The organism is Fulvimarina thalattae (genome assembly GCF_040239565.1).
Lineage (GTDB): Bacteria > Pseudomonadota > Alphaproteobacteria > Rhizobiales > Rhizobiaceae > Fulvimarina.
In genome coordinates this window covers 297,015-316,050 of record NZ_JBEHWS010000002.1, presented here as the reverse complement: position 1 = coordinate 316,050, position 19,036 = coordinate 297,015, and the positions used below count along the sequence as shown (strand labels likewise).

Sequence of the window (19,036 nt, the reverse complement as noted above, 5' to 3'; positions counted from 1 at the left end):
TCAGGCGGTCTCGGCCTTGGCAGATAGTCGCTCCGGGCCGCGATGCCAGCTTTGAGTATCGGTCGGCGCTCTTCCAGATCGCGAGTGCTGCCTTAGACTTTCCCGGACGACCGGTTCGGGGTGATCCTCCTGGACCTGTCGTCACATCGCACAAAGCTCAAGGGACACGCCATCTCCGAAGGGATTACGATCGACGTTCTGACGACGCTCCTGCAGATCGCGGGCTGGACGATCGTTTTCGGGGCGCTCGTCTATATCCCCTTCCGTCGATCCCCGGCGGCGTCGCAGGCATGGCTTCTCCTCTTTTTCTTCCTGCCCTGGGTCGCCCTGCCGATCTATTTCTTCCTCGGAAATGCGCTGCATCCGAAATGGCGCCGGGCGCGGCTGTCGGAGATCCCGAACGTCCTGGAGCCGATCATCCGGCGCATCGGCGAGCGCTCGCCCACCGGAATCGACGCGCTGAAGACGCGGCACCGCATCACTGCGCAGCTGGTGGAGCATATCGGCCGTCTGCCACCCGTTCACGGCAACGACGTCGATTTTGACGGGGACTACAACCGCGTGGTGGACCGAATCGCGGCCGATATCGATGCCGCGCAGCATCACGCCCATCTCTGCTTCTACATCTTGCAGGACGACGAGGCCGGCAACCGCGTCTTGAGTGCGCTCGAACGGGCGGCTGCGCGAGGCGTCACCTGCCGTCTGCTCATCGATGCGGTCGGCTCCTCCGCCGACCGCAGGCGCATCGCGCGGCGCCTCAAAGGCTCCGGCGTCGAAATGCACGTGATCCTGCCCCTTCGGTTCTGGAGCCAGGCGACACGGCTCGATCTCAGGAACCACCGCAAGATTGTCGTCATCGACGGCACTGTGGGTTGGGTGGGCTCCCAGAACATGCACCGGATCGAGTATGAGCCGAAGACCTTCTATCGCGAGCTGATGGCGCGGGTGACCGGACCGGTTGTCCTCGAACTTCAGACAATCTTTGTCGGCGATTGGTATCTTGAAACAGAAGAGGACATCGCGACAGAAAAGCTGCTGCCGCCAGAGGCGCTGGACCGCGCCGAGGTCGGGTCGGGCTCGCTGCTTCAGGTGATGCCCACCGGGCCTGATTTTCCCGAGGCAGGTGTGGGCGTCCTCTTCACCGATCTCATCCACAACGCCCGGCGGCGGATCGCGCTCGCGACACCATATTTCGTGCCGAACGACGAGCTCCTGAACGCGATCGCCACTGCGGTTCGCAAGGGCGTGAAGGTGGAACTCTACATCACCGCGACGACGAACAGCCTCCTGATCGACCTCGCCCAAGGGTCCTATTTCGACGAACTGTTGAGCGCAGGCGTGGAGGTTTATCTGTACCGTGAGCGCTTTCTGCACGCCAAGCATCTGTCGATCGACGAGGACATCGCGATTATCGGCTCGTCCAATATGGATCTACGGTCCTTCGAGCTGAATTCAGAGGTGACGCTTATCGCCTACGATCGAAAGCTCGCAGCCCAGTTGGAAAAGATCGAGGGCGATTATCGGGCGAAGTCGAAACGGCTTGAACTCGACGAATGGCGCAAACGTGGCTTCTTCAGGCAGCTTGCTGAAAACATAACGCGGCTGATCAGCCCGCTGCTTTAATTACGCACAGCCGTCGCGCCCATGCCGGAGCGGCTGACCTTGCCGACATATGCGGGCGATTTCATTCCGCAGGCGAAACCGGCTGCGAGTTCGTCAGCCGCCTTCCGAGCGAGGAGGTTGGCATCGGATTTGCACGTGCATCCACATAGGCGACCGCGCATCCGGGCTTTTCCAGCGTGCCCATCGCGTGCACCGAAAGAACCTGACCTTTCTCGCCGCCATCGCCGGGATCCAGGTGAAAGCGTAGGATCGCGGCGATCGGCTCACCGTCCGAAAGGCGCCATTCGACTGTGTCGCCAGTCGAATTGAAGGGGCTGAAAGTCTCGAAGAGCGTGTTTGGGGATCCGAAGTCGACGTCGACCCGCAGGTCTCCCTCGTTGTAATAGATCGGAATGCCCTGATATCCTGGGCATCTCAGCGAGACCGATCCGCCTTCCTCCGTGAACGAAAGCGTCTTGCAGGCGTTGAAATCGATCTTCGTGTAGGCGCTCTCGTTCGCGGCAGCGCCGTCGAGCGGAGCGATTGCGGCGAGAAGAGCGAACAGGATCGGCGCCACGGCGCGAACTGATTTCTTCGGGACGAGACTATTCGACTGACACATGACGCGGCTCTCCACCTGAAAGGGATGGAGATGAAGCGATCCGTGTAGACCAGCTGTCAAGATGGCCCGAGCGAGCGGGCAACCTCAGTTAGGGCTTCAATATCGCCTTCGATCAGCACGGTCTTGGAGCGGCTGGTTGCCCCGGCGATGACGCTGGCTGCGGATTTCGGGACGCCGAAGCGTTTCGCGACCAGCTGGATGAGCGCGGCGTTCGCCTTGCCGTCTTCGGGAACCGCGCGAACCTTCGCCTTGAGGCGCAGTCGCCCCGCGCCATCGTCTGAAATATCGTCGAGAGCGTCCTTTGAGGATTTCGGCGTCACACGGACGAACAGCTTGAGCCCGGCTGCGCTCGTCTCGAAGAACGGCTCCGCCATGCCCCGCCTTTATGTCAGATGCCGGCGCTCTGAACGGCAGGATACAGATAGATGATGATGACCTGCTGAAGGAAGAAGATGCCGAGAAGCGCGACGAGCGGCGACAAGTCGATGCCGCCGAGATCAGGCATGAAACGGCGGATGCGCCGGTAGAGTGGCTCGGTCGCCTTGTAGAGGAAGGTGGCGATCGAATCGACGAACGGATTGCCCGAATTGACGATATTGAATGCAAAGAGCCAGGAAAGGATCGCCGAGAGGATGATGATCCACCAGTAGATATTAAGGGCGAGCATCAAAACACTGAGAACGGCGAGCATAATACGGGTGACTTCCTCTTGGCGTTTCGTCTCGGTGCCATGTAGCGATGGCCGGGCCCGCCCGCAAGCAAGGCGGCGATTCGTGAGATATGACGGCCGTTGTTTGCGGCATCGAGCTTGCTCAAACGTGACTCTTCTGGATGCTTGACGCGTGCGGCCAGCGCGCTTATAGACCCGCTCAAGACTTTTGAGAGCGCCCCTGCGGGCGCTTTTCGCCTTTGAGCGGTCGATAGGGTTTAGGCCCGACGGTCATGAAGGCGGAGCCACAAGCATCTGACGACGATCAGGATAGACAAGAAAGAGACGCCCGATGGCCAACACTCCTTCGGCCAAGAAGGCGGCGCGTAAGATCGCCCGCCGTACCGCAGTCAACACCGCACGCCGCTCCCGCGTCCGCACTTTCCTGCGCCGCGTGGAAGAGGCTATCGCCTCCGGCGACAAGAGTGCCGCGACCGAAGCCTTCCGTGCGGCCGAGCCGGAGATGATGCGCGCATCCTCCAAGGGCGTGTTCCACAAGAACACCGCCTCGCGGAAGATTTCCCGTCTCGCTCAGCGCGTGAAGAAGCTCGCCGAAGCCTGAGGTCGGCTGCCGGGTCTTCCCGGCTTGGCGTGAATATGAAAAGGCTCGGGGAAATCCGGGCCTTTTGGCGTTTTCGCCAAGCGCCGTAAGGCCCCGAGATGGTAATCAAAATTTCGTCCCGACCAAGGTTTCCGTCGATCCAAACTCTTGCCGAAGCGCTTTTGCTCCCACAATCTAGCTGCATGAGCCAGAACCCTTTTCTTATCTCGCCTGCCGAGCTTGCCGAAACGCTCGGGCGCAACGGTCTCTCGATCGTCGACGCCTCCTGGTATCTGCCGGCCATGGGCCGGTTTGCGAAGTCCGAATACGAAGCGGGTCATGTGCCGGGTGCGGTATTCTTCGATCAGGACGAGATCGTCGATCCGGACTCGGCGCTGCCGCATACGTTGCCATCGCCGGAGGTCTTTGCCGACAAGGTTGGCGCGCTCGGGATATCCGAGGTCGATACGATCGTCGTCTACGACGGGATGGGTCTCTTCTCCGCTCCGCGCGTCTGGTGGATGTTCCGCACTTTCGGTGCGAAGGACGTGCGCGTGCTCGACGGCGGTTTTCCCGCATGGATCGAGGGCGGGTATCCACGAGAGATGGGTGTCCCGGCGATCGAGCCCACGACATTCAAACCGGAATTCAAGAGCAGCGCCGTCGCCTCGATGGACGAGATGCGGGAATTTGCGGCAGGCGAAGGCAACCGCCGGATCGTTGATGTCCGTCCGGCCGATCGTTTCTCGGGAACGTCGCCGGAGCCTCGTGAAGGCGTCCGCGCGGGACACATGCCCACCGCGCTCAATCTGCCCTTCCTGAAGCTTCAGAGCGAAGGACGGCTGAAGGACGCCGATGCGCTCCGTAGCGAGATGCAGGCGGCCGGGCTCAGTCCTGACGAACCGGCCGTCACCAGTTGCGGATCGGGCGTGACGGCCGCCGTTCTCAACTTCGCCTTGGCGAGCGTCGGAAATGACGACGTGAAGCTCTACGACGGCTCGTGGACCGAATGGGGATCGGCGAGCGATACGCCGGTCGAAACGCAATCCTGATGCCCGTCGAACTGCTGACCACGCGCGTCACGAGTCTCGAAATGTTGTCCGAGGTATATCGAGCTCGCAAACTCGTCTCGCGCGACGTGGCGACAATGCGCATCGCGGAGGCGCCGCGCCTGCCGCTTCGGCGCTATCGCGAACTCTATGCCGGCGTGGGTGCTGCGCATCACTGGACCTCGCGCCTGCTGCCGGACAAGGCGCTTGCCGAAGAAATCCATAATCCGCGCACGCGCATCTATGTCGCCCAGATCGGCCACGAGACCGTGGGCTGGTTCGAGATCGAGGTGAAGCGGAATGTCCGTCAGGCGCGGATCGTCCATTTCGGCATTCTTTCGCATTATCGCGGCAAGGGGTTGGCTGGCCCGTTGCTAGAAGAGGCGATTGCGGCGGGCTTTGCCGAGGGCCCCAATCGTCTGACCATCGAGACCAACACGCTCGATCATCCAGCAGCGCTCAGGCTCTACCGGAAACACGGCTTCGTTCCCTACGCGACCCGTGAGGTGAAGACCCCGACATGGGCTTCCATCGCCGAGGTGCAGGCGGCGGAGTAGCCGCCTTTCGACCTTTTGCCGCGACCTTCCTGAGGCTCCGCCTGCTTTGCCCGACGCCAGAGGGCTTGCCTTGGTCGTGGAGGCTGTGGCTTGCTCTTCCGATCGAACGGAGGACAGGCCCATGATCGACCCGACGACACTTCTCACCTATTGCGCGATTGTGCTCGGCTTCGTTTTCATTCCGGGGCCCGCGACCCTCTTGGCGGTCGCGCGGGCGACCACATCCGGCACGCGGGTCGGCATCGCGACGGGAGCGGGTATCACCGCCGGCGACATCATCCACACGCTTTTCGCCGTCATCGGCATCTCTGCTATCATCGCAGCGTCGAGTCTTCTTTTCAGCCTCGTGAAATACGCAGGAGCCGCCTACCTCGTCTATCTCGGGATCAAGGCGATCTTCGAGAAGACGCCTGCTGCACTGGGGCGCGACCAGCTGCCATTGACGGCGGGCCAGGCTTTTCGGCAGGCGGTTCTTGCCGAGGTTTTGAACCCTAAGACGGCACTCTTCTTCCTCGCCTTCCTGCCGCAATTCGTGAAGCCGGAAAACGGCGCGGTCTTCCTGCAGCTGACGATCCTCGGCGTCACCTTCGCCTTCATCGGGTTCTTCGCGACGATCGTCTTCGCCGTGAGCTCCGGCTGGCTGGGGAATTTCCTGCGCCGCAACCCGACCGTTCTGAAATGGCAGGGCAAGGTGGTCGGCGGCATCTATTGCGGCCTCGGTCTGCGCCTTGCGTTCCAGCAGCAAAGATAAGGGGAAGAGGGACGGACGCCCGGCCACAAGAGGCGGGCGCCCTCTGCAAGTCCTTCTTCAGATCAGGAGATCGGCGACAATCGGGTCACTCGTAATGTCCTGATAGCGGATACCGTCCGCATCGAAGCGGGCGAGAAGCGTGTCGAAATTGGAGCGGTCCTTCGTCTCGATACCGAGCAGGATCGAGCCGAAGTCCCGCGCCGACTTCTTCAGATATTCAAAGCGCGAAATATCGTCGTCCGGGCCGAGGAGGTTGAGGAAGTCCTTCAGCGCGCCGGGTCGCTGGGCGAGGCGCAGGATGAAATACTTCTTCTTGCCCTCAAAGCGAAGCGCCCGCTCTTTCACATCCGGTAGACGCTCGAAGTCGAAATTGCCGCCGGAAACCACGCAGACCACGGTCTTGCCCTGAATTTCCGTGCCGAAGCCCTTGAGGGCATCGATGGTCAAAGCGCCGGCGGGCTCCAACACCACTCCTTCCACATTCAGCATTTCCAACATCGTGCCGCAAAGCCGGCCTTCCGGCGCGAGATGGACGACGCCGCTTTCGAAGCGCTTGAGGATGTCGAAGGGGATCTGCCCGATCTCGGCCACGGACGCCCCGTCCACGAAGCCGTCGATCTTCGCCATCTTGGTAAGGACCCCGCTGTCGAGGCTGGTCTTGAGGCTCGGTGCGCCGAGCGGCTCGACGAAGCGCAGATCGGAGGGCGCGCCGTCCGTGCCGTGGAAGAACCGCGTCATGCCCGAGGCAAGCCCTCCGCCGCCGACCGGCATGATGACGATGTCGGCCTTCTCCTCGCCGAGCTGACCGAGAACCTCCCGCGCGACGCTCGCCTGCCCTTCGACGATGTCGAGATGGTCGAAGGGTGGCACGAGCTCCGCACACTCGGTCTCGGCATAGGCCTTGGCGGCCTTGTAGCAGTCGTCGAAGAAGTCGCCGATCAGCTCGATCTCGATCGCGTCCCCGCCGAAAGTGCGGGTCTTGGCGATCTTTTGCTGCGGCGTCGTTACGGGCATGTAGACCCGGCCCTTCACCCCGAAATAGCGGCAGGCGAAGGCAAACCCTTGCGCATGGTTGCCGGCGGAGGCGCAGCAGAACTTCGCGCCGTTGCCCCCTTGCGCCATGCGCTTGCGCATGAAGTTGAACGCGCCGCGGATCTTGTAGGAGCGGACGGGCGTCAAGTCTTCGCGCTTCAGATAGATGCGCGCATTGTATTTGGCCGAAAGATGCTCGTTGAGCTGGAGCGGCGTCTCGGGAAAGAGATCGCGCAATGCGGTCTCGGCCTCGGCGACGCCGGCGGTGAATTCGGTATCGGTCATGATGTCGTCTTTTGGTCTTTGGAGAGGACGCGGGAGCGATCTTGTCCGCTCTCTAAACCGCTTGGCGCGCGCTGTCTCGAAGCAATTTCGCCGTCGCGAAATGCCGGATGATCGAATTCTCGTGGGAGAGCTTTCGAGCGATGGACTTCGGCGGCGATCGGTGGTCCGTCCACCTCGCCCGATCCGCCGGTCGCGATCGCCGGGAGGGTGCGGAGCCTTACGAGTCCCGCAGCCCGGCGAAGACGCCGGCGCCGATAATCGACAGGGAGGTCCGGCCAATCGAACGAATGATCATCATCGTGAGAGCTCCCTGTGTTGCCGTGCGTTGCGGTTGAGTGTGTTTTTGGTCGATCGAGGTAAGATTGTAAAGATCACAGTCGCCGTCAGCGGGCTGGATGGCTCCGCAGCCTAGCTGGGTAAATTGACGCCGCTATATCGAAGTCTCACGGAAGCGAGAAGTTGTCAGTCGAATAAGCCGGAAAGATTTCTCGAGCCGTGCGGCACCCGCACGAGGCGGATTTCCATCTCAAGATCCCTGAAAAAGATCAGATAGCGGCCATGCCGGTATGGCGCGGATGCCTCGAGAATTGATGGACGTTCGCGACAACTGTCCGGCCTTGCCGCCGCGAGTGCCGCTTTATCTTGCAATTCCGCTACGAAGCTCATTGCGCGGTCGGGACTGTCATCTGCGATGTATAGAGCGATCTCGCGGAGATCGGACAATGCTTCCGGCGAGTACCGAAGAGGTTTCACTCCTTGGCCGCACGCTTGGAAGCGATGAGTGCGCGCAATTCGGCATAGACCTCTTCAGCCGGAATGCTCTTGCCGCTTTCATCGCCCACGCGGATTGCTTCCCTTAGCGCCATCAGTTCCCGGTGATTGGTGTCGTGGGAGCGCGTCCATTCGCGTAGCGCTTCGCGCACGACTTCGCTTGCCGAGGCGTATTCGCCTTCGGCGACGAGGGCCTTGAGGGTCGCCGCCATCTCGGCAGGCATGGTGATGGTCATGCGTTCGATCGAGGACATCGCAAGCTCCTTCGGCAGCATACTTTCTCATACCCAGCTTGGCGGAGTCTCCGGAGTCGTATCCAATATTAGCTCTGGCCGTCTACAGAGCCTCACAAGATCGCGACGATCAAGAGCGCAGAGTCGCCTCCCGAGATCGTACCCTCTCCAAATGAAAAGCCCCGACGGTTCGCACCGCCGGGGCTCGCAATGTTCGAAGTAAGGCGCCCGCCAGCGCCCTTCGAGAGATTAAGCGCTTTTGCGCTTGTCTTCGTCCTCGTCGACTTCTTCGTAGTCGGCATCGACCACGTCGTCGTTCGAGGCATCCTTCGCCGCATCGGCCGCGGCGTCGGTTTCGGCCTGTTCAGACTGCGAAGCCTCGTACATGGCCTGGCCGAGCTTCATGGAAGCCTGACCGAGCGTGTCGCTCTTGGCCTTGATGGAGTCGGCGTCCGCGCCTTCCTTCTCGAGTTCGGCCTTGAGATCGTCGATCGCCGAGCGGATCTCGTTGCGGTCGTCCTCGGAGACCTTGTCGCCGTATTCTTCAAGGCTCTTCTCGGCCGAATGGACCAGCGCTTCGCCCTGGTTCTTGGCTTCGACCGTGGCGCGCCGCTTCTTGTCGGCCTCGGCATTCGCCTCGGCATCCTTCACCATCTGCTCGATATCAGCGTCGGAGAGACCACCGGAAGCCTGGATCGTGATCCGCTGCTCCTTGTTGGTGCCCTTGTCCTTGGCCGACACGTTGACGATGCCGTTGGCGTCGATGTCGAATGTGACCTCGATCTGCGGCACGCCGCGCGGTGCAGGTGGGATCCCCTCGAGATTGAACCGGCCGAGCGATTTGTTGTCGGCGGCCATCTCGCGTTCACCCTGGAAGACCTGAATGGTCACCGCGTTCTGGTTGTCCTCGGCCGTCGAGAAGGTCTGGGACTTCTTGGTCGGGATCGTCGTGTTCCGGTCGATCAGACGGGTGAACACGCCGCCGAGCGTCTCGATACCGAGCGAGAGCGGCGTCACGTCGAGAAGGAGAACGTCCTTCACGTCGCCCTGCAGAACGCCAGCCTGAATGGCGGCACCCATGGCCACCACTTCGTCCGGGTTCACGCCCTTGTGCGGATCCTTGCCGAAGAACGACTTCACCGTCTCCTGCACCTTCGGCATGCGGGTCATACCGCCGACGAGAACGACTTCATCGACCTCGCTGGCCGACATGCCGGCATCCTTGAGCGCGGCCTTCATCGGGCCGACGGTGCGCTGGACGAGATCGTCGACGAGGCTCTCGAACTTCGAGCGCGACAGCTTCATCGTCAGATGCTTCGGGCCGGACTGATCAGCCGTGATGAATGGCAGGTTGATCTCCGTCTGTGAGGACGAGGAGAGTTCAATCTTCGCCTTCTCGGCCGCTTCCTTCAGACGCTGAAGAGCGAGCTTGTCGCCCTTAAGGTCGATGCCCTGATCCTTCTTGAACTCCGCCGCGAAGTAGTCGACGAGGCGCATATCGAAGTCTTCACCGCCGAGGAAGGTGTCGCCGTTTGTCGACTTCACCTCGAAGACGCCGTCGCCGATCTCGAGGATCGAAACGTCGAACGTGCCGCCGCCAAGGTCGTATACGGCGATCGTCTTACCCTCGGTCTTGTCGAGACCGTAGGCGAGGGCTGCTGCCGTTGGCTCGTTGATGATACGCAGGACTTCGAGACCCGCGATCTTGCCGGCGTCCTTGGTCGCCTGACGCTGGGCGTCATTGAAGTAGGCCGGAACCGTGATGACGGCCTTTTCGACCTTCTCGCCGAGATAGCCTTCTGCGGTTTCCTTCATCTTCTGAAGGATCATCGCGGAGATCTGCGACGGCGAATATTTCTCACCGTCCGCCTCGACCCAGGCATCGCCGTTGTCGCCTTTGACAATCTTGTAAGGAACGAGTTCCTTGTCCTTCTGGGCGGTCGGATCGTCGTAGCGACGTCCGATCAGGCGCTTGACCGCGAACATCGTGTTCTCGGGGTTGGTGACCGCCTGACGCTTGGCCGGCTGGCCGACGAGGCGTTCGCCGTCGTCGGTGAAAGCGACCATGGACGGCGTCGTGCGCGCGCCCTCGGCGTTTTCGATCACCTTGGAATTCTTGCCGTCCATGACGGCGACACAGGAATTGGTGGTCCCGAGGTCGATACCAATGACCTTCGCCATGTTCCTAATTCTCCTTCTTTAGCGAGCCGTCCGGCGACCCTCGTAAGAGGCGTTCTGGAGGACGGCCCCTGTTATTCGCGGAATGTCCGTAGGCCGTATAAAACGTGAATGCCGCCCGGCCTCTGCGGCGTTGGCGCGTATATATGAAGCGGTTTTTCGGCTCGCAAGGCGGGCGGCTCTCGAAACCGTGACGCCGCGTGATTTTCCTTTCCTGCCTCGTCAGTCCCCTCAACTGCCGCCATTCGCGGTCAATCGCAGTTCGTAGACAAGGAGGTCGTTGCTGCCGCCGATCGCCGGATCGATCGCGATTTCCCCACCATCTTCATCGACTCCCGACAGGTCCACCGCAAAGACGAACGGCTCGCGGACCAAGCTTGTGGTGAAGCGTTGACGCCCGCAGCGGGTCTCGCCTTCGAAGAGGCAACGTACGGCAAAGGATCGCTCGTCACCGCCTGCGGAACCCACTGTCAATTCCGCGCGCACGTCGCTTCCGCCGAGTTGCGATACGACGCCGGGTCCCACGACGAAACCGATCTCGCCACCGCCCTCGTCGACCGGCCCGCTGATGCGGACCGTCGGTGAGCCGTCCGGTGCCTCCTCCGTCGTCACCCGTCCGCCGTTGGGCGTGTTGATCTGGCCGATTTCGCGACCCGAGAAAACGGTGATCCAGTCCTGCGTATCACGCGCTGTGTCCGCCATATCCTCGCCTTCAGCCGCGCTACGCGGTGCATCGTTGCTGGCAGCTGTCATCAGGAACGGCGCCAGGAGATAAGCGCCCGCGACGATCAGAAAGGCGAAGAGAAGAACGATGATGGCGGACACCAGGAAGCCGCCGGCCTTGCTTCTGCGCTTTACGCGCGGGTGCTTGGAGCCCGGTCTCCAGTTGTCGAAATCTGTGGGCCTGTCATTCGTTGCCTCGCGATTTCTACCTGCTATGCCATCCTCGCGTCGGCTGAGCGCTCCGAGAAAGCCGGCGCTACCGCCCGTGGAATCGCTCACGGCGGGTGCGCGGGTTGGCGTAACGCCGCCGAGATCGAGATTACCTTCGAAGGTGTCCTCGCGTCCGTCCGATGGGGGCGGCGCGAATGCGCGAGGTCGCCGGGCAGCCGGCTCCGGCGTGGTCTCGGCACGAGGAGAATCGGCTATCGGTTCGTCCGTGGCCGGCGGCGGAACGATCGGCGCCTCGTCTCGGGCGCCGGGCGCCTCAGGCGCAATCGATGCCTCGTCGTCGTCAGGCCGTTCTTCCGGCTCTCGCTCGGGTTCAACGATCGGCGGCGTCTCGATGTCGCCCGTTTTCCGCGTCTCGGGCTGTGGGACGAAAGCAGGATCGATGTCTGCTGTCGCCTCGACCGGCGGAGCCTCGACTGGATGTTCCGGTGCCGGCTCTGGTTCTGATGGCGCTGGCGCGGGTTCATCCCGGAGAGATTCTTCCGGGGGCGGAGCCGGCGTTTCACGAACTGCTGGCTCGTCTGGATCGGCATTATCGCTGTATTCCGCCTCGACCCTCTCGACGGCGTCTTTCAGCTCACGGCGCTTGGCTTCGGCGCGGGCCTCGTCGTTATCGGTGGCGAGTACGCGCTCGATCGCCCGCCCGGCGGCCCGATAGACGCCCTGGCGAAATTTCGGGCTGTCCGAAGCTCCGGCTTCCAAAGCACGCCGGATGCTCTTTTCGATCGGGCTTGTCACAAGTCTTCATTCCTTCATCGGCTGGAGCCGGAACGGCCATCTACCCTCCGTCAAGGGTCCGATCCGCTTCTCCGCCTGATATCCCGGGACTTTAAGGAAGCTCCGAGGATGGCGCAATTGCGGTGTCCAATGTGCCGACAGTGGTTCAGCGGTATTCGGGCTCAACCTGCCTGCCAACAAACGCGCCGTGGTTCGGATCGTTGAGCGAGGTGGCACAGTCTGTCTACGTCGAGAACTTGTTTGCGGTGCAATAAGTCGCAGATGCTCAACGGCCGCAGCACACCAGTTAGGGGCGCCCGCGCCATGCGTTTGCGTTAAAAATCAAGGGACACACCATGGGCATAGTTTCGAAGACCGACATCAGGCATCCAATATCGCGCCATGGCGTCATCGGGGATATGCGAACGGCGGCGCTGGTGGCCGATGACGGGACGATCACCTTCTTTTGTCATCCTGACATCGACTCGCCGACACTCTTTGCATCGATCCTTGATGCCGAGCGGGGTGGCTCGTTTCGTTTCGCCGCCATAGCCGGTGAGGGCGAACCCAATACACGGCAGATGTATCTGCCGGACACGAACATCCTGATCACCCGTTTTCTCGATGAAAGCGGGATCGGTGAGGTCTGCGACTTCATGCCGATGGATGGTACCGGCCGGATCATCCGCCGTGCCAAGGCGATCACGGACGCGGTCGAATTTGAACTCGATATAACGCCGCGCCCGGATTATGGCCGTGTCGACCCGATCATCGAGCCGATCGAAGGTGGGCTCTCCGTCAGCTGGAACGACGAGGTCGATCCGATCTCAGTCTATGCGTCCTTTCCCGTGGATATCCGCGATGGTCGGGTGACGGCGCGCATCACGCTCGATGAGGGGGAGGGCGCCTACATCGTACTCTGCCCCAATCGGAAGGACAGTCCGCCAGTCGACAGCAGCTATGTTGCGCGCGAGTTCAAAGAGACCCGCGACTACTGGCACAAATGGGTCAATCGCGGGAATTATCCGTCGTTCTGGCGCGAACTCGTCGTGCGCTCGGCGCTGACCCTCAAGCTTCTCACCTCCTACGACCATGGTTCGATTGCGGCTGCCGCAACCTTCGGCCTGCCGGAGGTTCCGGGTGGGGAGCGCAACTGGGACTACCGTTACTGCTGGGTGCGGGACGCGGCCTTCACGCTCTATAGTCTCTCGCGGCTCGGCTATTACGACGAGGCTGAGAACTTCATCCATTTCCTGATGGAGCGGGCCGTCGAGGACGGAGCCCAGGGCCTCCAGATCATGTACGGGATGGATGGTCGGGCCGAACTGACCGAGACACAGCTCGATCACTTCTCCGGCTATACAGGAGCCCGGCCGGTTCGGATCGGCAACGAAGCCTATTCCCAGCTCCAGCTCGACATCTACGGCGAGTTCATGGACGCCGTTTACATCTCGACCAAGGCGCGGGGGAAGCCAGCCTATTCGGTGTGGATCAAGCTTGCGCGCATGATGGATTGGGTCTGCGATAACTGGCGGCGCAAGGATAAGGGAATCTGGGAGAGCAGGGGTGAACCCCAGGAGTATCTCTCCTCGCGCCTCATGTGCTGGGTCGCCCTCGATCGCGCGCTGCGCATGGCGTTCGACGAATCTCTGCCAGCCAATATCGATGAATGGCGCCGCGAACGCGACACGATCCAGAAGAGCATTCTGGAGGATTTCTGGGACCCCGAGATCGGGGCGTTCACCCAGTTCAAGGGCTCGAAAACGCTCGACGCCGTCGTCCTCCTGATGCCGCTCGTGAAGTTCATCAACCCGCGCGATCCGATGTGGACGTCCACGCTGAAGGCAGTACGGCGCGAACTCGTCCACGACTGTCTCGTCTACCGCTACAAGAACTGCGCGGAGAACGACGACGGGCTGGACGGCGAGGAGGGCGCGTTCACGATCTGCTCGTTCTGGTATGTCGAGGCATTAGCGCGGACCGGCTACGTCGCCGAGGCGCGTCTTCTGTTCGAGAAGCTGCATACCTATGCCAATCATCTCGGGCTTTATTCAGAGGAACTCTCCTCCGCCGGTGACCATCTCGGGAACTTCCCGCAGGCGCTGACGCATCTGTCGCTGATCTCGGCGGCGATCTGGCTCGACAGGTCCCTCAACGGCGACCGCCAGGATCCCCACTATTTCGAATTCAACATGCTGGAAGACCCCGATGGGCTATTTTGATCTTCTCTCCCTCAAGGGCCAGACGGCCATCGTCACCGGCGGTTCGTCGGGCATCGGAGCCGCGACCGTCAGGGTTCTCAGCGAGGCCGGTGCGAACGTCGTCATCAACTATCGCGGCAGCGAGGACGCGGCGAAAAGCCTTCGCGACGAACTGCGTGCCTCCGGCGCCGAGGCAATCGCGGTTCAAGCCGATGTCTCGAAGGAAGACGATACCGTCGCGCTCTTCGATCGCGCGGAAGAAGAGTTCGGGCCGATCGATATCGTCTTTTCCAATGCGGGCCTTCAGGCTGACGCTGCAATCGGGGACATGACGCTCGAAGATTGGAACAAGACAAGCTCGGTCATCCTGAGTGGCGGATTTCTGGTCGGGCGCGAGGCGATCAAGCGGTTTCGCAAGAAGGGCATGCGGGAGGATGTCTCGCGGGCGCTCGGAAAACTCGTCTTTGATTCCTCCGTTCACCAGAAGATACCCTGGGCGTTCCACGCCAATTACGCTGCGGCCAAGGGCGGGCTGAAGTTGCTGATGGAATCGCTCGCGCAGGAAACGGCGTCGGAGAAGATTCGCGTCAACGCGGTCGCGCCCGGTGCAATCGCGACGGCGATCAATGAGAGCGCGAGAAAGACCGAGGAAGACCGCAAGGCGATTCTCGACCTCATTCCCTATGGCCGGATCGGTGATCCGGAAGATATCGGCCGGGTGGTCGCCTGGCTCGTGTCGGACGCGGCCGACTACGTCACCGGCCAGACGATCTTCGCCGATGGCGGGATGACGCTCTATCCGGGCTTCAAGGGCAACGGCTGAGGCGCACCTCAGCTGTCTGCTGCGAACAGGTCGCGATTGGCCTCATAGACACCCCGCGCCACCGCGCGGGCCATGACGGAGGTAGCAGCTGCCATCAGCTCGATGCGGTCCGCCGAAGTGCCAGGTCCGTCGCGGCGGCTGGTTGCCGCAGCGAAGACGAGATCGCCGTCGAAATCTGTGTGGGACGGCCAAATCGAGCGCACGAAACCGTCCTGCCCAGCGACGGCGAGGCGCTTGCAGCTCGCTTTGTCGAGCGCTGCATCGGTCACAAGGATGCCGATCGTGGTGTTGGCGCCTTCCGCCGCATGAATCTTCGAGAATGGCTCCCTGGCATCATCCGGCATGGGCGAGGGGAGGCCATAGCCGCCAAATTCTTGATCGATTTCGAAGGGTGAGGCCCAGAAATGCCGGCCCGTTCCGACGGTCGGCGAGCCAACCGCGTTCACCGCAACCATGGCACCCACGGTGATCCCGGAGGAGAGGACGCAGGAGGCGCTCCCGGTCCCGCCGCGCAGTCGGGCCGTTCTCGCACCTAAGCCCGCGCCGTGGCGCCCGAGAGCGACCGGATCGCGGTTTGCCTTCGCCGCCGCTTCGTATCCAAGATAGCGATAGGGGGGAAAGCGGCCCCAGTTCTTGTCACCACCGTTTAGGAGATCGAACAGGATCGCGGCCGGCACGATCGGCACACGTGCGGGGCCGACGGCAAAGCCTCGGCCTTGTTCGCGAAGACGGGCCTGGACGCCGCTTGCGGCATCGAGGCCGAAAGCCGAGCCGCCGGACAGGACCAGCGCATCGACGCCGCCGACGAGATTTTCCGGATCGAGAAGATTGGTCTCGCGCGTGCCGGGTGCCCCTCCGAGGATCGAAACTGAGGCGACAGCGGGTTCGTCGAAGACGACGACAGAAGTGCCGCTGAAGAGCTGGACATCCTCAGCCTGGCCGACGCTCAGCCCTTCAACGTCGGTGAGATCGTTGCGTGCGCCGGCCCTCCACGGGATCATTCGCCGGTCGCTCCAGCATCGGAAACGAATTCATCGCCCGACCATCGGAGCGCGTGGTAGGACATTGCCTGCGCGTCGCCCTTTTCGTCGAAGTCGACACTGCCGATCACGGTCTCGAAGCTTTCCTCGTTCAGCACCTCGGCGAGCGAGCGCCCCGAGCCGTTGGCCTGTTCCAGTGTGTTCATCGCAATCTCGACTGCGGCATGGGCGATGCCGCCGTAGCCCGAAAGAGCAGCTTCACTCGATCCCTCTGCCTCCGTTGGGCCGTAAGTGTAAGGTGGAGCGAGAGCGACGATGCCTTCGGCCAAAGGCTGATCGACGCTCGTTTCGTCGAGCAGGCTCTCGCCGCCGATGATCTGGAGGTCGAGATCAAGTTCGGCCGCGTCCCGCGCGATCACCGCGATGTCAGGGCGGTCGCCGGCGATGAAGAAGCGTGTGACGCCGGTGCGGGCGAGACGGCGCACGAGGCCGAACTGCTTTTCCTCAGCTGGCCGATAATTGTCCGTCGCGGCCGGCTCCAGTCCCTGCTGCGCGACCAGACGACGGACCGTATCGACAAGCCCACGATTGGCAATGGAACCGTCCTCGATCAGGCCGAAGGGCTCGTTGCGCCAGCGCTCGGCGATGGTGTCAGCAATTGCCCGCGCTTCGGCATCCGAGCGTGGCGCAAGCCGCCAGACGAGATGGCCGGTATCCTCGCGGTTGTCGGTGATCCGGTTCGCGCGCACGCCGACATCGATCACGGGTATGCCGGCTTCGGTGAGGATTGGAAGGGCGGCGAGCAGTGATTCGGTGCAAAGAAAGCCGACGACGATGCGCGCTTCCTCCTCGGCAAAGAGCCGCGCGGCCGCTTCGCCCCCTTCCGGCGTACATTCCGTGTCGGCCGGGGCGAGCGCGAATTTGCCGTTCCTCGCGGCTTGCGCGCCGTTGACGATCTGCTCACCGAGAAGAGCATTCGAACCGGAGAGCGGCGCTGCAACGCCGATCACCTCCTCGGTCTGGGCAAAAGCCGGCGTTCCCACGACGAGCGCGTAACCAAGAAGAGCGGCGATCCGAAGCATGGGCATAGGCATGGCAAGACCATAGACTCTGAAGAACGGTCAGGGAACGGGCCGTTGGCGGCACGGAAACGATTCCGCGAACATCGGCGCACCGGACGCGTTGCGGATGCCGGTTTGACCGGTCAGGACATCGAAGGCAAAGGCAAATGACACAATCAGCTTCCGAGACTCGCAAAATCGTCGCCGAGGAACCGGCGGATATCCCCTCCGACGGGCTTTTCTTCGCTTATCTCGCCATGCTGCCGATCGTCGCCGGGGCCGCCGGTCTTTTCGTCCTGCCGGACAACTGGGCCTTTCTGACGTTGAACTTCACCCTTCTCTGGGGTGCCGCGATACTGACCTTTCTTTCCGGTGTGCGGCGCGGCGTCAGCTTCCGCCAGCCGGGCGGACCGAAGGCGACCCAGCTAGCGATGATGCTGCTTCTCTTCGTTACCGGCTTTGCGGCGATCCTCTCGGTCGTCTGGGCCTATCCGCTCTATGCCGTCGGTCTCGAACTCATCGGCTATCTGGCACTGGCTGTCCTTGATCCAATCAGCGCCAAAAAGGGCCGAGCACCGCTCTATTTCGCAAAGCTGCGTCCGTTGCAGATGCTCCTGCCGATCGTCTCGCTGGTGGTCGTCGGATACTGGGTGTCGACGAGCCCGTTCTTTTGAGCCTTACGCGGCTCGCGCCTCCAATTTGCGCGATTTGAGAAAAAATCATTTGGGCCGCAGCGAAACAATAGGACGTTTTGCGGCTGCGAAGCGCACGATTTGTCCCTATGTTCCCCGACGATCGCGCCTTCAGGCTCCGAGCAGCCGGGTGCAACCGTGATATCCCGCGGAGAATTCGAAGCGATGGTCGCTGGCTTTTATCGGGCAGCAGCGCGTCGCTCTTCTCCGCAAGCTGCCGAGAAGGACCGAGAATGAGTTCCGTCGCTGAAAAGACCGCCGAGACCGAAAGCTTCCCGATCCCGGCGAACGTCTTCGCCGAGACCGTCACCTCGGTCACGCATTATACGGATCGGCTGTTCGCCTTCCGCATGACGCGGCCGCAGAGCTTTCGCTTCCGCTCGGGCGAATTCGTCATGATCGGCCTGCCGAACGCCGAAAAGCCTGTCTATCGCGCTTATTCGATCGCTTCGCCCGCTTGGGACGAAGAGCTCGAGTTCTTCTCGATCAAGGTGCCCGGCGGCCCGCTGACAGAACATCTCCAGAAGATCAAAGACGGCGACACGGTCCTCATGCGCAAGAAGCCGACGGGAACGCTCGTTCATGATGCGCTGATTCCAGGCAAGCGGCTCTTCCTGTTCTCGACCGGCACCGGCATCGCACCCTTCGCCTCTGTCATCCGTGATCCGGAGACCTATGAGAAGTTCGATCAGGTGATCCTCACCCAGACCTGCCGCGAGGACGCCGAACTCGAATATGGCCGCCAGCTTGTCGATCACATGAAGACCGACGAATTGATGCAGGAAGTCGTCGGCGAGAAGGAGCTTTTCTTCCATGCGACTGCCACCCAGAAGGGCGAAGTTGTTGGAGATCGCGTCACCAAGCTCATCGAGAACGGCAAGCTCTTTACCGATCTCGGCATCGCGCCGCTCGACCCGGCGAACGATCGCGCCATGATCTGCGGTTCGATGGCAATGCTGAAGGACACCGAGAAGCTGCTTCAGGAGCGCGGATTCGAGGAGGGTGCCAACAATGCCCCGGGTACCTACGTCGTCGAGCGGGCGTTCGTGGACTGATCAGTAAGTCAGCGAACATCAGGCATGGCGACAACCTTGGCATGCCGCAGACACCAGATGTTGTCCTAAGATCGTGCGTAGGGCAGGCTGGCCGGACTGGGCAGCCGCGGAACAGCTGCAACGAAATGCGCCGACGGCGCGCCATTGATGAAGCAATGAACCGGATAGCGCTTCCGGCTTGGATCAGATCGATTGCAGTTTCGACGGCCATATTCCGTTAACCGTC

Annotated in this window: 19 protein-coding genes; 9 read left to right on the top strand and 10 right to left on the bottom strand. The window is 61.8% G+C overall.

Features of this window, described 5'->3' with window-relative positions; translation table 11 throughout:
- Positions 1-120: 120 nt before the first annotated feature.
- Positions 121-1,623: a cardiolipin synthase gene (gene cls / locus ABRA89_RS04520; protein WP_349940257.1), complete on the top strand. Its 1,503-nt coding sequence runs from the start codon at positions 121-123 to the stop codon at positions 1,621-1,623.
- Positions 1,624-1,684: 61 nt separating this feature from the next.
- On the opposite strand, the gene ABRA89_RS04515 is transcribed toward cls, so the two are convergent.
- Genes ABRA89_RS04515 through ABRA89_RS04505 form a run of 3 tightly spaced genes read right to left on the bottom strand, consistent with a single transcriptional unit; the run spans position 1,685 to position 2,915 of the window.
- A complete protein-coding gene (locus ABRA89_RS04515; RefSeq protein WP_349940256.1) occupies positions 1,685-2,224 on the bottom strand; it encodes a hypothetical protein in 540 nt (179 codons plus the stop codon).
- Positions 2,225-2,280: 56 nt separating this feature from the next.
- Complete coding sequence (locus tag ABRA89_RS04510; RefSeq protein WP_349940255.1) at positions 2,281-2,598, bottom strand: DUF167 family protein; 318 nt, start codon at positions 2,596-2,598, stop codon at positions 2,281-2,283.
- A 14-nt stretch (positions 2,599-2,612) separates the two neighbouring features.
- Entirely contained in the window at positions 2,613-2,915 is a 303-nt protein-coding gene (locus ABRA89_RS04505) for a YggT family protein (RefSeq protein ID WP_349940254.1), read from the bottom strand.
- 310 nt (positions 2,916-3,225) lie between these two features.
- Between ABRA89_RS04505 and rpsT the strand changes: the two genes are divergently transcribed.
- The 4 genes from rpsT to ABRA89_RS04485 all read left to right on the top strand — a co-directional run bounded on the left by rpsT (position 3,226) and on the right by ABRA89_RS04485 (position 5,831).
- Complete coding sequence (gene rpsT, locus ABRA89_RS04500) at positions 3,226-3,495, top strand: 30S ribosomal protein S20 (protein WP_349940253.1); 270 nt, start codon at positions 3,226-3,228, stop codon at positions 3,493-3,495.
- 182 nt (positions 3,496-3,677) lie between these two features.
- Complete coding sequence (sseA, locus tag ABRA89_RS04495) at positions 3,678-4,526, top strand: 3-mercaptopyruvate sulfurtransferase (RefSeq protein WP_349940252.1); 849 nt, start codon at positions 3,678-3,680, stop codon at positions 4,524-4,526.
- Positions 4,526-5,080, top strand: coding sequence for a GNAT family N-acetyltransferase (locus ABRA89_RS04490; RefSeq protein ID WP_349940251.1), 555 nt, complete (start codon positions 4,526-4,528; stop codon positions 5,078-5,080). Before sseA ends, ABRA89_RS04490 begins: the two co-directional genes overlap by 1 nt.
- Positions 5,081-5,201: 121 nt before the next feature.
- On the top strand, positions 5,202-5,831 hold the full coding sequence (locus tag ABRA89_RS04485) for a LysE family translocator (protein WP_349940250.1): 630 nt from the start codon (positions 5,202-5,204) through the stop codon (positions 5,829-5,831).
- 57 nt (positions 5,832-5,888) lie between these two features.
- Here ABRA89_RS04485 and ilvA read toward each other — a convergent pair whose 3' ends face one another.
- The 5 genes from ilvA to ABRA89_RS04460 all read right to left on the bottom strand — a co-directional run bounded on the left by ilvA (position 5,889) and on the right by ABRA89_RS04460 (position 12,019).
- Positions 5,889-7,148, bottom strand: coding sequence for a threonine ammonia-lyase IlvA (gene ilvA, locus ABRA89_RS04480; protein WP_349940249.1), 1,260 nt, complete (start codon positions 7,146-7,148; stop codon positions 5,889-5,891).
- A gap of 462 nt (positions 7,149-7,610) precedes the next feature.
- Positions 7,611-7,901 (bottom strand): type II toxin-antitoxin system RelE/ParE family toxin, encoded by a 291-nt coding sequence (locus ABRA89_RS04475; RefSeq protein ID WP_349940248.1) that lies wholly within the window; start codon positions 7,899-7,901, stop codon positions 7,611-7,613.
- Positions 7,898-8,173 carry a ribbon-helix-helix domain-containing protein gene (locus tag ABRA89_RS04470; RefSeq protein ID WP_349940247.1) on the bottom strand — a complete coding sequence of 92 codons (276 nt, stop codon included), beginning with the start codon at positions 8,171-8,173 and terminating at the stop codon, positions 7,898-7,900. Before ABRA89_RS04470 ends, ABRA89_RS04475 begins: the two co-directional genes overlap by 4 nt.
- A gap of 228 nt (positions 8,174-8,401) precedes the next feature.
- Positions 8,402-10,333: a molecular chaperone DnaK gene (dnaK, locus tag ABRA89_RS04465; protein ID WP_349940246.1), complete on the bottom strand. Its 1,932-nt coding sequence runs from the start codon at positions 10,331-10,333 to the stop codon at positions 8,402-8,404.
- A gap of 228 nt (positions 10,334-10,561) precedes the next feature.
- Positions 10,562-12,019 carry a hypothetical protein gene (locus ABRA89_RS04460; RefSeq protein WP_349940245.1) on the bottom strand — a complete coding sequence of 486 codons (1,458 nt, stop codon included), beginning with the start codon at positions 12,017-12,019 and terminating at the stop codon, positions 10,562-10,564.
- 335 nt (positions 12,020-12,354) lie between these two features.
- Here ABRA89_RS04460 and ABRA89_RS04455 point away from each other — a divergent pair, with 335 nt between their 5' ends.
- Both ABRA89_RS04455 and ABRA89_RS04450 read left to right on the top strand, forming a co-directional pair.
- Entirely contained in the window at positions 12,355-14,220 is a 1,866-nt protein-coding gene (locus ABRA89_RS04455) for a glycoside hydrolase family 15 protein (RefSeq protein WP_349940244.1), read from the top strand.
- The gene (locus ABRA89_RS04450; RefSeq protein ID WP_349940243.1) at positions 14,207-15,022 is read left to right on the top strand and encodes an SDR family oxidoreductase; all 816 of its coding nucleotides are present in this window, start codon (positions 14,207-14,209) and stop codon (positions 15,020-15,022) included. The genes ABRA89_RS04455 and ABRA89_RS04450 overlap by 14 nt, the downstream gene beginning before the upstream one ends.
- Positions 15,023-15,030: 8 nt before the next feature.
- Here ABRA89_RS04450 and ABRA89_RS04445 read toward each other — a convergent pair whose 3' ends face one another.
- Positions 15,031-16,023 carry a P1 family peptidase gene (locus ABRA89_RS04445; protein WP_349940242.1) on the bottom strand — a complete coding sequence of 331 codons (993 nt, stop codon included), beginning with the start codon at positions 16,021-16,023 and terminating at the stop codon, positions 15,031-15,033.
- Complete coding sequence (locus ABRA89_RS04440) at positions 16,020-17,096, bottom strand: branched-chain amino acid ABC transporter substrate-binding protein (protein ID WP_349940241.1); 1,077 nt, start codon at positions 17,094-17,096, stop codon at positions 16,020-16,022. Before ABRA89_RS04440 ends, ABRA89_RS04445 begins: the two co-directional genes overlap by 4 nt.
- 134 nt (positions 17,097-17,230) lie before the next feature.
- Between ABRA89_RS04440 and ABRA89_RS04435 the strand changes: the two genes are divergently transcribed.
- Both ABRA89_RS04435 and ABRA89_RS04430 read left to right on the top strand, forming a co-directional pair.
- Complete coding sequence (locus tag ABRA89_RS04435) at positions 17,231-17,737, top strand: DUF3429 domain-containing protein (protein WP_349940240.1); 507 nt, start codon at positions 17,231-17,233, stop codon at positions 17,735-17,737.
- Positions 17,738-17,988: 251 nt separating this feature from the next.
- On the top strand, positions 17,989-18,810 hold the full coding sequence (locus ABRA89_RS04430) for a ferredoxin--NADP reductase (protein ID WP_349940239.1): 822 nt from the start codon (positions 17,989-17,991) through the stop codon (positions 18,808-18,810).
- Positions 18,811-19,036: the final 226 nt, after the last annotated feature.

Excerpts from the sequence above, each read along its gene's own strand:
- ABRA89_RS04515 (WP_349940256.1), bottom strand. The coding sequence starts at position 2,224 with ATGTGTCAGTCGAATAGTCTCGTCCCGAAGAAATCAGTTCGCGCCGTG.
- ABRA89_RS04505 (WP_349940254.1), bottom strand. The coding sequence starts at position 2,915 with ATGCTCGCCGTTCTCAGTGTTTTGATGCTCGCCCTTAATATCTACTGG.
- ABRA89_RS04430 (WP_349940239.1), top strand. The coding sequence starts at position 17,989 with ATGAGTTCCGTCGCTGAAAAGACCGCCGAGACCGAAAGCTTCCCGATC.
- ABRA89_RS04450 (WP_349940243.1), top strand. The coding sequence starts at position 14,207 with ATGGGCTATTTTGATCTTCTCTCCCTCAAGGGCCAGACGGCCATCGTC.
- ABRA89_RS04490 (WP_349940251.1), top strand. The coding sequence starts at position 4,526 with ATGCCCGTCGAACTGCTGACCACGCGCGTCACGAGTCTCGAAATGTTG.
- sseA (WP_349940252.1), top strand. The coding sequence starts at position 3,678 with ATGAGCCAGAACCCTTTTCTTATCTCGCCTGCCGAGCTTGCCGAAACG.
- ABRA89_RS04485 (WP_349940250.1), top strand. The coding sequence starts at position 5,202 with ATGATCGACCCGACGACACTTCTCACCTATTGCGCGATTGTGCTCGGC.
- ABRA89_RS04470 (WP_349940247.1), bottom strand. The coding sequence starts at position 8,173 with ATGTCCTCGATCGAACGCATGACCATCACCATGCCTGCCGAGATGGCG.
- ilvA (WP_349940249.1), bottom strand. The coding sequence starts at position 7,148 with ATGACCGATACCGAATTCACCGCCGGCGTCGCCGAGGCCGAGACCGCA.
- ABRA89_RS04440 (WP_349940241.1), bottom strand. The coding sequence starts at position 17,096 with ATGCCTATGCCCATGCTTCGGATCGCCGCTCTTCTTGGTTACGCGCTC.
- ABRA89_RS04435 (WP_349940240.1), top strand. The coding sequence starts at position 17,231 with ATGACACAATCAGCTTCCGAGACTCGCAAAATCGTCGCCGAGGAACCG.
- ABRA89_RS04445 (WP_349940242.1), bottom strand. The coding sequence starts at position 16,023 with ATGATCCCGTGGAGGGCCGGCGCACGCAACGATCTCACCGACGTTGAA.
- dnaK (WP_349940246.1), bottom strand. The coding sequence starts at position 10,333 with ATGGCGAAGGTCATTGGTATCGACCTCGGGACCACCAATTCCTGTGTC.
- ABRA89_RS04510 (WP_349940255.1), bottom strand. The coding sequence starts at position 2,598 with ATGGCGGAGCCGTTCTTCGAGACGAGCGCAGCCGGGCTCAAGCTGTTC.
- ABRA89_RS04455 (WP_349940244.1), top strand. The coding sequence starts at position 12,355 with ATGGGCATAGTTTCGAAGACCGACATCAGGCATCCAATATCGCGCCAT.
- rpsT (WP_349940253.1), top strand. The coding sequence starts at position 3,226 with ATGGCCAACACTCCTTCGGCCAAGAAGGCGGCGCGTAAGATCGCCCGC.